The organism is Vibrio sp. B1REV9, assembly GCF_905175395.2.
Lineage (GTDB): Bacteria > Pseudomonadota > Gammaproteobacteria > Enterobacterales > Vibrionaceae > Vibrio > Vibrio alfacsensis.
This window is the reverse complement of the sequence record NZ_HG992746.1, coordinates 296,364-309,858: the sequence shown is the minus strand read 5'-3', so window position 1 is coordinate 309,858 and position 13,495 is coordinate 296,364. Positions and strand designations below refer to the sequence as shown.

The 13,495-nt window shown below is 42.4% G+C and carries 11 protein-coding genes and 1 pseudogene; 4 read left to right on the top strand and 8 right to left on the bottom strand.

The genetic code is table 11. The features are described 5' to 3' along the window. Window positions 1-256: 256 nt before the first annotated feature. The 8 genes from KHN78_RS15575 to KHN78_RS15540 all read right to left on the bottom strand — a co-directional run bounded on the left by KHN78_RS15575 (window position 257) and on the right by KHN78_RS15540 (window position 8,922). Window positions 257-2,131, bottom strand: a complete 1,875-nt coding sequence (locus tag KHN78_RS15575; protein WP_211916980.1) for a DEAD/DEAH box helicase — start codon at window positions 2,129-2,131, stop codon at window positions 257-259. Window positions 2,132-3,878: 1,747 nt separating this feature from the next. Then, window positions 3,879-4,499 (bottom strand): urease accessory protein UreG, encoded by a 621-nt coding sequence (gene ureG / locus KHN78_RS15570; protein WP_211916978.1) that lies wholly within the window; start codon window positions 4,497-4,499, stop codon window positions 3,879-3,881. Between the two features lie 12 nt (window positions 4,500-4,511). Then, window positions 4,512-5,177: an urease accessory protein UreF gene (locus KHN78_RS15565; RefSeq protein ID WP_211916976.1), complete on the bottom strand. Its 666-nt coding sequence runs from the start codon at window positions 5,175-5,177 to the stop codon at window positions 4,512-4,514. Window positions 5,178-5,195: 18 nt separating this feature from the next. Further along, complete coding sequence (gene ureE, locus KHN78_RS15560) at window positions 5,196-5,678, bottom strand: urease accessory protein UreE (RefSeq protein ID WP_211916974.1); 483 nt, start codon at window positions 5,676-5,678, stop codon at window positions 5,196-5,198. Between the two features lie 41 nt (window positions 5,679-5,719). Continuing rightward, the gene (gene ureC, locus KHN78_RS15555; protein WP_211916972.1) at window positions 5,720-7,423 is read right to left on the bottom strand and encodes an urease subunit alpha; all 1,704 of its coding nucleotides are present in this window, start codon (window positions 7,421-7,423) and stop codon (window positions 5,720-5,722) included. Beyond that, window positions 7,420-7,743, bottom strand: coding sequence for an urease subunit beta (locus tag KHN78_RS15550; RefSeq protein ID WP_211916970.1), 324 nt, complete (start codon window positions 7,741-7,743; stop codon window positions 7,420-7,422). Before KHN78_RS15550 ends, ureC begins: the two co-directional genes overlap by 4 nt. A 12-nt stretch (window positions 7,744-7,755) precedes the next feature. Further along, on the bottom strand, window positions 7,756-8,058 hold the full coding sequence (gene ureA, locus KHN78_RS15545) for an urease subunit gamma (RefSeq protein ID WP_128813051.1): 303 nt from the start codon (window positions 8,056-8,058) through the stop codon (window positions 7,756-7,758). A gap of 18 nt (window positions 8,059-8,076) precedes the next feature. Further along, on the bottom strand, window positions 8,077-8,922 hold the full coding sequence (locus KHN78_RS15540) for an urease accessory protein UreD (protein ID WP_211916968.1): 846 nt from the start codon (window positions 8,920-8,922) through the stop codon (window positions 8,077-8,079). A gap of 413 nt (window positions 8,923-9,335) precedes the next feature. Here KHN78_RS15540 and KHN78_RS22160 point away from each other — a divergent pair. From KHN78_RS22160 to KHN78_RS15520, 4 genes and pseudogenes are all read left to right on the top strand, one after another. After that, window positions 9,336-10,915: pseudogene (locus KHN78_RS22160) on the top strand (ABC transporter substrate-binding protein). Beyond that, complete coding sequence (locus tag KHN78_RS15530; RefSeq protein ID WP_223917811.1) at window positions 10,912-11,874, top strand: ABC transporter permease; 963 nt, start codon at window positions 10,912-10,914, stop codon at window positions 11,872-11,874. The pseudogene KHN78_RS22160 and the gene KHN78_RS15530 overlap by 4 nt, the downstream one beginning before the upstream one ends. A 15-nt stretch (window positions 11,875-11,889) precedes the next feature. Next, window positions 11,890-12,669: an ABC transporter permease gene (locus KHN78_RS15525; protein WP_211916964.1), complete on the top strand. Its 780-nt coding sequence runs from the start codon at window positions 11,890-11,892 to the stop codon at window positions 12,667-12,669. An 82-nt stretch (window positions 12,670-12,751) separates the two neighbouring features. Then, complete coding sequence (locus KHN78_RS15520) at window positions 12,752-13,495, top strand: ATP-binding cassette domain-containing protein (RefSeq protein ID WP_211916962.1); 744 nt, start codon at window positions 12,752-12,754, stop codon at window positions 13,493-13,495.

Sequence of the window (13,495 nt, the reverse complement as noted above, 5' to 3'; positions counted from 1 at the left end):
AACTATCTTTTAGTATTAGTTACTCGTTTGCGCGAACTTTGTTGATCTACGACAAGTTTAAAATTTATTTGAAGCATGAAATATATGTCATAAATTCAACTCAAGTAGAATCAAGTACATAAAACCATCAATTAATGACTAAGAATGCTGAATAATTACAAATATTTTTGAATGGATAAAGTATAGAAGACTAGGGACAAAAAAGCCGAGCTGTTCGCTCGGCTTTCAAATTCAACTATTTTTTAGTGCGCAAAGATTATGCGTCTTGAGTGCGACGACCACGGCCGTGACCACGTTCACCACGGTGTGCGCCACGGTGATCACCACCACGGTTGCGATCGAAACGACGTTCGCCACCCTCGCGGTTGCCCTCACGGTTGCCATCGCGGTTACCACGGAAGCCACCTTCACGACGACCGCCATCACGACGACCACCGTCACGGCGACCACCACGAGACTCGCGGAAATCATCGAAGTCACACACTACAGCACCAACATCTTGTTGACGAATGCGTAGCTTGCTTAGTTTGCTCGCTGCATCAGAAGTCATTGCTTTTGGTAGCTGAACAAAAGTATGACCCTGTGCTAGCTTGATTGCACCAATAGAGCCTTTACCAAGACCTAGTTCGTTCGCTAGAGCACCAACGATGTCTTTAACTTGAACACCTTGCTCACGGCCAACTTGTAGTTGGTATGTATCCCACTCTTGGTTGTTGAAGCTACGACCGCCCTCGCGGCCACCTTCACGACCACCCTCACGGCGATCTTTACGACGTTGCTTGTCGCGTTCAATCGCTTCTACCATTGGGTCTTCGCCAATGTAGAATAGTGGGCGCTTGCCTTGCTGACGCTTAAGAAGCATAGCTGCTAGCATTGCTGGTTCGATTTCTAGAGAAGTTTGTAGTTTCTCTACAAGTTCAGCAAACTTGTCTAGTGCTTTGTGCTCTTTCTCAGCTTCTAGCTCAGCCGCTAGTTTGCTTAGACGCGATTCAGCAACTTGATCACGTAGAGGAAGTTGGATTTCTTCCATAGATGACTTAGTTACACGCTCGATTGTACGAAGCATGCGGATTTGGTTAGTGCGAACTAGAAGAATCGCTTTACCTTTACGTCCAGCACGGCCTGTACGACCAATACGGTGGATGTATGACTCAACATCGAATGGGATATCGTAGTTAAATACGTGAGTAATACGTGGAACGTCAAGACCACGAGCAACAACGTCAGTTGCAACTAGGATATCGATAACACCTTGTTTGATGTGATCAACAGTACGCTCACGTAGAGACTGAGGAATATCACCGTGAAGTGCAGCAGCTTTAAAGCCACGTGCAGATAGCCAATCAGCTAGGCGCTCAGTATCTTGACGAGTACGTACGAATACGATTGACGCGTCAGTTTCTTCAGTTTCAAGAAGACGAGACATTGCTTCATCTTTCTCTACACCTTTTACTACCCAGAACTGCTGTTGAACTTTGTCTACAGTGTGGTTCTTACCAGCTACGTCAACAGTCACAGGATCGCGTAGGAAACGCTCTACAATGTTTTTCAGCATCGGTGGCATTGTTGCAGAGAACAATACACGTTGTGCTGAAGATGGAGCGTGTTCCATGATATTAGTTACGTCGTCAACGAAACCCATGTTTAGCATTTCGTCAGCTTCATCTAGTACGAATGTGTGTACTTCGTCTAGGTGTAGACGTTCACGGTTGATAAGGTCTTGAACACGGCCAGGCGTACCAACAATAACGTGAGCACCATTTTTAAGTGCACGCATTTGGTCTACGATAGATGCACCACCGTAGATTTCTAGAACTTTAAGACCATTGATATTCTTACCAAGGTTTTTCATTTCAGCCGCAACCTGGATCGCTAGCTCACGAGTTGGAGCAAGAACGATAGCTTGAGGTTTACGTTGATCAAGATCTAGTTTGTTTAGAAGAGGCAGTGAGAACGCTGCCGTTTTACCTGTACCCGTTTGTGCCTTGCCCAGCGCGTCAGCACCTTCCAATAGGTGTGGGATTGCCGCAGCCTGAATTGGAGTTGGTGACACGAAACCCATTCCGTCTAGAGCAGAAAGGATAGAATCATTCAGAGATAAATCGCTGAATTGAATAACAGAATCTTGCATTGGGATCCTACTTAATTAACAAAAAAACAGTCCCATATGCTCTTCTAATTCGATACTGATCCATCCAGATACTAAATCCATTCAGATAGGAATTAGCACAGTACACAACCGCGATAAGCCATTAGGGACGACTAAGGGAGGCGGATTATTCCCTAAATGCATAAAAAAAGCCAGAAAAAATTGAATTACATCACAATTTATTTCATAAACGGTATAAAATGCATAATTTTCCACCTCTCCCCCCATTCTCAAGAGAGAAGCGCATCGAGACTGATGACTATTTCATCAACAATTTCGTGAACAATTCACATCAAAACTGCGCGCTCAAGTAGTAATAATAGCTTGTAATGGCCATGGCGTGCGTTTTCGACCATTTTCTCAGTTAAAACAGGCAAAACTTATACGAATAGTTGCCCATAATGCGCTAACTGATGTAGCCGTTTAAAATAATCTACGTTCAACTCAAATGACGACTGTTCAAGAGGCGCAGCACGGAAAAGTGTGGAGTGAAAGGCTTTAAACGAAAACACTATCGTAGTACATAGTGTAATTTAAAATAGAAAATCATATTTTTAATTAGATCCATTTCTATTTTGGATAACGTATCATGATTTTTGTCATTAAAAGATTGCAAAGCGCCAATTAGCCCTTTTATTTTAATGACTGACAATGGGATCTTTATTCTAGCATTGTATGATTCACAGTGCCGCCTCACCATGTGAATGGTTACGTCATGTGATGTGACAAGTATCGATACTCGTTCATTTTCATCATGAAGCATCGTATTCAGATCACTATTGATGTACTTATTACTTCCTAATGTATTATTGGGCAGTAATGGAATTCCTTTAGATAACATACCGTAAAATCTTTTTCATTTACTCACTTTTACTCAAGGATTAAACAATTAACAATCCATGAAGGTAAGAGCCAAATAAAATGCAACTTACAAGAAGTAAGAGAGCATAAACAAACAAGAGATTTATGTATGAAAACATACTTACACTCACACACTTTATTGGCTCTATATTTTAAATTTCCAAAAGTTGAAAAAATTCAACATTATAATTTACAATGAGATAATATCACTTATATTTTAAACTTCATCCATTACAAGAACATGGAGTGAATACTAAAAACATTTGATTCTATTTCTATATTTAAAACCCATAGAAAACAATATACAATGAATAACTCACAAAACTCGACCATACATTTAACAATGTTAATTTGTCGACATCATTTCATCCGTAAGAGAATCAGACAATCAATCACCCCCAAATTATGAGTAATTATATCGCCTTATATAATGAGGATGTACTGAATCAATACCTTGATAGTATTTCAGCTAGCAAGACCTCGCTCAACAGATCTAAGTTAAGATTACTAGCAAACGAGTTAAAGATTGAACTTTGTGTCGGAAGGCTAAAAGCCCACGAGTTCTATGGGTATATTACGAAACCAGAAAATAGAAAAAGATTCACATGCTTGAATAAAATTTAGTTATCCTACCAATTTATTTATATTCTTAACCATCTAATTTTAGTTAATTGCCATCCTTAAAATAATACGTATTATAAGCACAAATCAGACATGACTACCGTTTGATTATATAAATATAAATCTCGTTTAAGTTTCTTCCAAAACGTCTTCGGCAGCTAATCGCTGCCATTTTTTTACTTTTGGCTATTCAAATATGCACTTAATAAAAAACTGCCCACATGAGGCAGTTTAATTATACTGTTGGTTAAGCGTGCGTTAACATGCCTTTATCTACGATAAAATCGATGATAGTTTGTAGCCCTACCCCCTCTTTTAAGTTGGTAAATACGTAAGGCTTCTCTGGTCTCATACGTGCAGTGTCCGCTTCCATAACTTCTAAAGATGCGCCAACATAAGGTGCTAGATCAATTTTATTGATAACGAGTAAATCAGAACGCGTAATGCCTGGGCCACCCTTACGAGGAATCTTTTCCCCCTCGGCCACATCGATAACATAGATAGTGAGATCCGCAAGCTCTGGACTAAAGGTTGCGCTTAAATTATCACCGCCGCTTTCGACAAAGACCACGTCCAAGTTTTTATGACGAATAGCCAGTTCTTCTACTGCAGCAAGGTTCATCGAAGCATCTTCTCGAATTGCAGTATGAGGGCATCCTCCCGTTTCTACACCGATGATCCGATCCGCATCCAATGCTTTAGCGCGAGTTAAAATCTTTGCATCCTCTTGGGTATAAATATCATTTGTGACCACTGCAATATGATACTGGTCACGAATCGTTTTACAGAGAACTTCTAATAGGGCCGTTTTACCTGAGCCAACAGGACCACCAACACCAATACGTAGTGGCTGTTTATAATTTTGCATAATCTGATTTCCTTAAGAACGGAAAAGACGAGTATATTGAGTTTCATGACGGCAGCTTGCGATAACCTGAGCCGGAGTAAAACTACCAATTTCTTCACAGGGCCAATTGGTAGCTTTTGTCACGGCATCTGGGATCAAGTTAGCGATTTCAAGAAGTAATTTTTGTCCATCAGTTTGCCCAAGAGGCACCAGTTTTACCCCCGCCATAACTGCATTTTCTAACCAACTCCATGAGTAAGCAGTGCACAGCTGTACTGGAGGTATATCCCACTTGATAGCGGCGATAGCAAAAGCCGCTATTTGGGTCTGCTTTACCATATTCATCGTGTGCTCATCTAACTCAATACCCAGCTGAGGTAATAACTTTGCAAACGCTGCACCTCGCTGTTTTTCTTCTTGCCTTAGCTCTTTTGTTTCGCGACTGGCAATAACAAAATCACACCAACCAAGGGCCTCGCTGTTATTGCCCTCTGCGATCAACCACCTTAGCTTTCGCAACACCGGCAATTCTAATGTCGCCAAACTATCCATTAGTTGTGTGGTTAACCAATCGGAAAGACTTTGCACATCATGAACCCAGCCTTTTTCTATCGCCCACTCAAGGCCTTGGGAATAGGTAAACGAACCCACAGGTAAAGACGGACTAATGAGTTGATATAAGCGCAAATCAGCTAACATCGTTCACTCCATCTAATGTCAATGATGATGACCATGAGAAGAACCCGCGGTAGAACCGCCATAAGCACCTGGCTCTGGTTGATACTTAGCACGTTCAACGCGCACGCCTAGCCCCAACCCTTTCACCATGTCATCTAATACATGATCATGTAAGTAACGACACCACCCTTGCTCGACTTGTAAAGGTACATGTCGGTTTCCTAGGTGGTAACAAGCCTTTGCAAGCAGTAAAAGGTCTTCGGAAAAAACCGTAGAAACCATTTCCTCCGCCGCTTCAACACGTGCAAATTCTCCCGTATCCGCTTTAAGCAAATCTCCCTCTTTTAATACCGTCCCTCTCGGTAGAAATAGCCCCGCGACCTGACCATTGCTTAGTGTAACTTTAAGTCGGCTTTTAGTACGCTCATCCATAGTGAGACACAAAGTCAGTTCAGACTTACTTTGCTTAGTGTCTAATTGGCTATTCGAATTGGAACTAATACATTGAGTAAATTGAATCATTTTTCTTTTCCTCTCCCCTTGGTTAGGCTTTCAAAGGGGCATTAAAACAGGAAGTAACGTTGCGCCATTGGTAACTCTGTAGCTGGCTCACACACGAGTGGAACGCCATCTGCTTTGACCTGATAAGTTTGAGAATCTAACTCAATCTTTGGTGCATAATTGTTGTGTACCATGTCTTGCTTTGAAATTTGGCGACAACCTTTAACTCGCCCTATTTGGCTCTTTAAAGACAATTTTTGTGGTACGCCCGCCTCAATACTTGCTTGAGACATAAAAATCATCGACGAGTTATATTTCGCCTTGCCAAAGCACGCGTACATTGGACGATAATGTACTGGCTGAGGTGTTGGTATCGCCGCATTCACATCTCCCATAGGGGCATACGCGACCAAGCCACTCTTTAGTACCAACGCAGGTTTTACGCCAAAAAATGCAGGATCCCAAACGACGATATCAGCCAGTTTCCCGACTTCAATGGAGCCGACTTCATGGGCAATTCCATGTGCGATGGCTGGGTTAATCGTGTATTTCGCGACGTAACGTTTCAATCGGTTGTTGTCACGGTTGGTCGCATCGCCTTCCATCGTCCCACGCTGAAGCTTCATCTTATTGGCACATTGCCATGTACGAGTGATGACCTCACCAACACGTCCCATTGCTTGTGAATCAGATGACATAACTGAAATCGCACCGAGATCATGCAAAATATCTTCTGCTGCAATGGTTTCTTGACGAATACGCGACTCAGCAAAAGCAACATCTTCGGGAATAGATGGATCTAAATGATGACAAACCATCAACATGTCCAAATGCTCATCCACCGTATTGATGGTGTAAGGCATCGTAGGATTGGTGGATGCAGGAATGATATTCGCCTCACCGACGGATTTGATCACATCGGGCGCATGTCCCCCACCCGCACCTTCGGTATGGAATACATGAATCACACGCTCGCCAATCGCGCGCATGGTTTCTTCGTAAAATCCACTTTCATTTAGCGTATCGGAATGAATTGCGACTTGAACATCCATTTCATCTGCCACAGACAGACATGTCTCTATCGCTGCAGGTGTCGCCCCCCAATCCTCGTGCAACTTAAGCCCCATTGCACCGGCTTCAATTTGTTCACGAATCGCCTCTGGCTTGCTTACGCAGCCTTTACCAAACAAGCCAACATTAACGGGTAGCTCATCGACCGCTTCTAACATGCGATGCATATTCCAGATGCCAGGTGTGACCGTCGTTGCATTAGATCCTGCAACCGGACCAGTGCCACCACCGATAAATGTCGTCAATCCCGCAGATAGCCCTTCTTCAGCCTGTTGAGGGCATATAAAATGAATATGTGTGTCGATACCACCAGCAGTAATTATTTTTCCCTCACCAGCAATCACTTCCGTCCCCGGACCAACAACAATATCGATGTTAGGTTGGACATCAGGGTTACCTGCTTTACCAATACCCACAATTCGGCCGTTCTTGATGCCAATATCTGCTTTTACAATGCCCCAGTGATCTAGGATTAACGCATTGGTTATTAGTACATCGACGCAATATTCACTGACAACTTGACTTTGGCCCATGCCATCACGAATGACTTTACCACCGCCGAACTTCACCTCTTCGCCATAGGTCGTGAAATCTTTTTCAACTTCTAGAAAAAGTTCGGTATCAGCAAGGCGAACACTGTCGCCTGTGGTCGGCCCAAACATATCTGCATAGGCCTGACGTGAAATTTTACTCATTGTTTATCCTGTAGTTTTCCCATCACGGCGCCTTGAAAACCAAAAATTTCACGTTTGCCGCTAAACTCAACCAACTCAATTGTTCTTCTTTGTCCTGGCTCGAAACGAACAGCCATACCTGCTGGTATATTTAATCGATACCCTAATGCTTCTTCGCGATCAAAATCTAAGAATGTATTCACTTCGTAAAAGTGATAGTGAGAACCAACTTGAATTGGACGATCGCCTAGGTTGGACACTCTTAATGTTTTTGTTTGACGTCCTTCATTTAAGATAATGTCACCCAAGTCATGGTTAACTTTTATTTCTCCTGGAATCATTGCTGTGGCTCTCTACACTATTGGTTCATGGATCGAAACAAGTTTGGTCCCATCAGGAAACGTGCATTCAACCTGAACGTTTTGAATCATCTCAGGAACTCCTTCCATGACATCTTCTGCCGTTAAAATGGTACGGCCATAATTCATCAAGTCAGCAACCGTGCGACCATCCCTAGCTCCTTCCATGATTTCACAGCAAATAAGTGCAATTGCTTCTGGGTAGTTTAATTTCACTCCTCTTGCTCGGCGTTTTTCAGCGACTAAGCCCGCAGTAAACAGGAGTAGCTTATCTTTTTCTCTTGGCGTTAATTCCATATCAACTCTTATCTCTAATTAAGTGGCCCAAATTCTTGGTGTTTCAGGAACATACCCATACCAATGCTCACGGCACATCTGCCATAGATGAACAAAAATGGACATGATCGACTCTGTTTGATAACCAAGAATGCGAACAATCAACAAACCATCAACATCTGTAATGCCAAATTCCATCTGATCATTCTCTGAAGCGATAACCGAACTCAATGCGGTCTGAAAATGCGCTTTCAAATCCTCATCACCGCGATAGATATATAGACTTCCCATCATTGGGAAGTCACGCATTGCTGCGGCTCTATTCCCTATTCCGTCTTGGATATTGAGGGATTCGGCTAATACCAAGCGCTCATCCACATAAATATGAGTGCGCCCAATGACATTTCCAGAAGTAAATAATTCATCAAGCATTGGACGACCAAAACACTGCATTTCCCAACCAATAAAACGAGAGGTTGAATGAAGTTTTATTTGTGTATCTAAAACTGCATTGGCCTTAGGGAAAAATATATTTTCAAGTGGCAGCCACTCTAAAATAGCATTTTGTTTTACATCTAATATTTGAACCTGACGTGCACTATGGCCTGCACTTCGATAAAACTTAGTAGCTCCGGGAGTCGTAATAAGTGAGTGAGCTTGTTCATCTACACAAATATGAACATTCAGCGTGTCTCCACCAACCACACCGCCAGGAGGATGCAATAGATACGTGTGCGATATGCCTTTCTCTGGATAGAATGGTCGTTGCACCATCAACGGCCCTTTTTGTTTTCTATCAGTAAGTCGAGTAACACCTCGTCTCATTTGATAATGCAGATATATTTCTGCTGCCCACCCCGAGATCGGACTGGAAAATACAGACATGAAAACCCCTGAATATTAAATAATTGAATATCGAAAAAGTCCGAAACATCAGAAACCATAACAATACTTGTCGATGTTGTGATGTTTCGGGAAATAAAAGGTATTATTCAGAGTGACTAATTGAATACTTCACATGAAAAGAGAGGGGGTTAGACTAAACTCATTGGCCAAGTTTAGAAGCATGCTAACTTGTAATTTTTTGATAATGAAAGGTTGCAATTTTTATCATCAAGAATAGATACAGGATTAGACTGATTTAGATGCCGTCTAACCGCCCTCGAAAAAACTATACAACAATGAATCAGCGTTTAAGCTTCAATATTCAATCAAAATATATAGATTATTCATCATCACGATATGTTCAAAAGACTTTGAATGAATATCTATATCTCACCCTATTGCGGCAAATCTAGTTGACTAATATTTTATCAACCCGATTCAAGCACGGACAAAAGGTAAATGAAGCAACTCTTATTAATGTTCCTCGCTACTCTACCATTAGTAGCAATGCTATTTCTGCTCCACTTCCAGACACTCTTTATGTTGCATTAGGTAGTGAACCTATAAAGGGGTTTGACTCCACGAAAGGTTGGGGGAAATACGGTCACCCACTGATTCAGTCAACCTTACTAAAACGTACTAAGAAGTTCGGTCTTAAAGGCGATCTTGCCGTAAAATGGGTTCTGTCTGATGATAAGTTATCATGGCGTGTAACTTTGAGAGATGATGTCATGTTTTCTGATGGTAGCCCACTAACCGCTAATGATGTTGCTTTCACTTTTCTCCATGCAAAACAAACATTAAGTACGCATGACTTATCCAATTTGAAAGCGGTATCGGTTATCTCACCGACCATGGTCTCATTTCGTCTAAATCAACCTGATATCACCTTTATGGATCACTTTGTGTCCTTAGGTATTGTTCCAAAACATCTATACAGCGATCAATACGCTCAACACCCTATTGGTTCAGGGCCCTATGCGTTTATCAAATGGAAGAAAGGCGAATCACTAACGCTCAAGCGAAACCCCTTTTATTACGGTCAAAAGCCAGAGTTTGAGTCTTTAGTCATCGTCTTTGGTGAAGAACATTCTAATTTTGCATTGTTCAAAACAGATCAACTCCAATTAACGACCCTACCTCAGAAATACGTTCATGCTCTGCCTCAACATACAAAAATCTGGGCGGTTCAAAGTGTTGATAATCGGGGAATTGTATGGCCATTAATAGAACAACAAGGCAACGACATTGGCAACAACGTTACGGCCGATTATGCCATTAGAAAAGCAGTCAGCATGGCCATCGATCGAAAGTTAATCATCAACCAATTACTCGAGGATATGCCCATCCGGCTACGTCAGTATCTGACGGTTTACCATGGGGGCCAACGCCCAACACGTTGCCGAACTATGACATTGCAGCTGCCAAACAGTTACTTGTCAATGCAGGTTGGGTAGACTCCGACGGTGATGGAGTAAGAGAACAGGATGGCATTCGCGCACAAATTAATCTGTACTATAAATCAGGCGATAGTGTACGTGAAGAGCTATCACTCACGATCAGTCAGATGGTCAAAGCGATCGGAATCGATATTCAACCCATTGGCACTGATTGGGCATCCATTGCAAAACGCATGCATTCAAACCCAGTATTAATGGGGTTTGGTAGCCACTCGGCTAGTGAAGTGGCATTTTTATACCATTCGAGTTTCGCAGGTATCGACTTCTACAACTCTGGTTTCTATAAAGAAAAGGAAGTCGACACTCTTATTAATAAAGCAAAATCAGCGGCATCTTGGGAAAGCTCTCTCACATTTTGGAAGAATGCTCAACAACGTGCCTCCTTGGATGAGCCATGGACATGGTTGGTTAACCTCGACCATCTTTACGCTGCGAATAATTGCCTGGATCTGGGCGATCCTATCACTGAACCGCATGCTCATGGTTGGCCGATTGTCAGTAACATCGACGAATGGCGATGGATATGCCGATGAATCACTTCGGGCTAAAAACCGTTGGTCGAATGCTACTACTTGTTGCGGTTACCTGCTGCACCGTCATATTGTTGATTGATTACTCTCCCATCGATCCTGTAAACGAATTTCTTGGGGGAAACCTATTCTCCGTCTCAGCCGTTCAAAAAGCGAATATCGCACAACATCTAGGCACAACAATGACGCCTTGGGAGCAGTTAAAGGAGATCGTCTCTCAATTTTTAAACGGCAATTTAGGTTACTCCAGTTATTATCAGCAACCCATTTCTGATGTTCTAAGAGAGAAAGTCTCGTACTCAGCTTGGCTACTGGGTACAAGTTGGTTGATAACTTTTGTTTTGGGATATGCATTAGGTCTATTCTCAGGAATAAGCGCAGACGCATGGTGGAATAAAGGACTCCAGCAATTTGCTTGGTTGCTCTCTTACTTACCCACCTTTTGGGTAGGCATCATGCTCATCGTACTTTTCTCACTCAAACTCGGGTGGTTTCCTGTTGGCGGTGGAGCGTCATTAAACGGGAGTATTTCTACAGGATACGATCACTTTATTCATCTTGTTTTACCCGTAGCGACGTTGGTGCTGAGTGGTATAGGACCTTTGATATTACATACTAGGGAAAAAGTGATTGAACTCATGTCCAACGAATATGTGCGGTATGCTCAAATTCATCACTTGCCATTGTATACCCTGATCAAGATGTACATTTTTAAAAGCAGTATTTTGCCCGTCGTTATACTTCACTTTGCTGCAATGGCCGAAATGCTAGGTTGCTCAGCACTGATTGAATCCGTTTTTAACTACCCAGGATTAGGCAGCGCTTTTGTTAATTCTGGTTTATATCAAGACGGAGCGTTATTAATCGTACTTAGTATTGCTTCCGTTGTATTGATTGCCTTGAGTAATATGCTCGCTAACGTTATCCAGCAATATGCTCAACCAAGTGCATTCCGCTCATAACCTAAAAAGTCAGATATGAAACACCATTACTTATGGCCCATTTTTATTCTATTGCTACTGATCACTCTTGCGATTGTATGGCCAAACAATGGGCAAGAGGTCAATTTAATGCATCGTTTACAAGGCCCCTCTTGGTCGTACTGGTTCGGTACTGATTGGCTCGGTCGAGATATGTTCGGACGTACACTTAAAGCGTTACTTTATAGCTTGAGCATTTCTGGTGCGGCCGTTGTTTTGTGCTCCGTGATCGCCTTGTTATTTGCGGTAATTGCGAACGTAAATAAGACGCTAAATTCGACCGTAGATTTCTTGGTAGACGCTTTACTCTCTCTTCCAAGTTTACTGCTCCTCATCATATTGACTGTGGTGCTTGGCGGTGGAACACAGGGCATTATTTTCGCAGTTTCCCTAAGTCACTGGCCCAAACTGGCTCGATTATGTAAACAAGAGATACACACGCTAATGAACCAAGATTACATCCAGTATGCACTTGGTTTTGGACACAACAAGTGGTATGCCATTTTGCGCCATGCTCTACCACACGTTTTACCTCAATGGATGCTTGGGGTTCTTTTACTGTTTCCTCACGTGATATTACACATAGCGGGGATGTCATTCTTAGGCTTTGGGCTTAACTCCAGTTATCCCTCAATGGGGAAAATCCTGAGCGAGGCTAACACCTACTTGCTGACAGGTGAATGGTGGCTAGCCTTGTTCCCTGGCATAACATTAGTCGTAACAACGCTATTAATATCTCTTTCAATCCGGTCGTTATCTTCAATGGCGTGCCGCTAAGTGTCGGCGATATGCTCATTTCTAGCGATGAAAAAACAACTTTCTTTTTGTTAACCTGCTCTCTCTTACAAAGATTCACACCATGCTTAGTATCAACAACATCTCGATTTACGATACAAAAACAAACACCCAGATTCTGGATTCAGTCACGTTAGATATAAAACAACATGAAATGGTCGCCATCGTCGGGGGAAGTGGAGGCGGAAAAACCGTTTTAGCCAATATGATTTTGAACAACTTACCTAAAACGCTTTGCGCTAGCGGTAATATAAAGTGGGAGCAGCCACAAGGGCTCGATAATCAACATAACAAAAAAGCAGCGTTGATCTCTCAACACGCTTCTTCTCTAAATCCAAATTTAACCATCGGTTCTCAACTAAAACTGTTTACACAAGGATCAATTCAACTACATCAATTACTCCGCTTGCTAGGATTATCGTCACACATTCTATCTGCTTATCCCTATCAACTGTCCGGAGGCATTGTCAAACGAGTCCTTACCTGTATGGCTCTTGTTCAACGTTCTTATTTGGTCGTTGCTGATGAACCGACTTGTGGCCTAGATGAAGCAAACGCTGTGCAATTAATGACGTTATATAAGTCATGGAGCAAACTAGCCTCTAGTTTTCTAATTATTAGCCATGACCTTCCATTAGTGTGCCAATTTGTTGATCGCGTATTCGTCATGAATAATGGCGCTATTGTCGAACAAACCACCCCATCAAGAATCATTAAAGGACATTGTCATTCCTATACGCAGGCCCTATGGCAGTCACAGCCCCGTCATTGGCATCGTCAGGAATTTTCACATAGGAGCGGCGTCTAA

Coding starts and splice junctions, on each gene's coding strand:
- KHN78_RS15575 (WP_211916980.1), bottom strand. CDS start 2,131: ATGCAAGATTCTGTTATTCAATTCAGCGATTTATCTCTGAATGATTCT.
- ureG (WP_211916978.1), bottom strand. CDS start 4,499: ATGCAAAATTATAAACAGCCACTACGTATTGGTGTTGGTGGTCCTGTT.
- KHN78_RS15565 (WP_211916976.1), bottom strand. CDS start 5,177: ATGTTAGCTGATTTGCGCTTATATCAACTCATTAGTCCGTCTTTACCT.
- ureE (WP_211916974.1), bottom strand. CDS start 5,678: ATGATTCAATTTACTCAATGTATTAGTTCCAATTCGAATAGCCAATTA.
- ureC (WP_211916972.1), bottom strand. CDS start 7,423: ATGAGTAAAATTTCACGTCAGGCCTATGCAGATATGTTTGGGCCGACC.
- KHN78_RS15550 (WP_211916970.1), bottom strand. CDS start 7,743: ATGATTCCAGGAGAAATAAAAGTTAACCATGACTTGGGTGACATTATC.
- ureA (WP_128813051.1), bottom strand. CDS start 8,058: ATGGAATTAACGCCAAGAGAAAAAGATAAGCTACTCCTGTTTACTGCG.
- KHN78_RS15540 (WP_211916968.1), bottom strand. CDS start 8,922: ATGTCTGTATTTTCCAGTCCGATCTCGGGGTGGGCAGCAGAAATATAT.
- KHN78_RS15530 (WP_223917811.1), top strand. CDS start 10,912: ATGAATCACTTCGGGCTAAAAACCGTTGGTCGAATGCTACTACTTGTT.
- KHN78_RS15525 (WP_211916964.1), top strand. CDS start 11,890: ATGAAACACCATTACTTATGGCCCATTTTTATTCTATTGCTACTGATC.
- KHN78_RS15520 (WP_211916962.1), top strand. CDS start 12,752: ATGCTTAGTATCAACAACATCTCGATTTACGATACAAAAACAAACACC.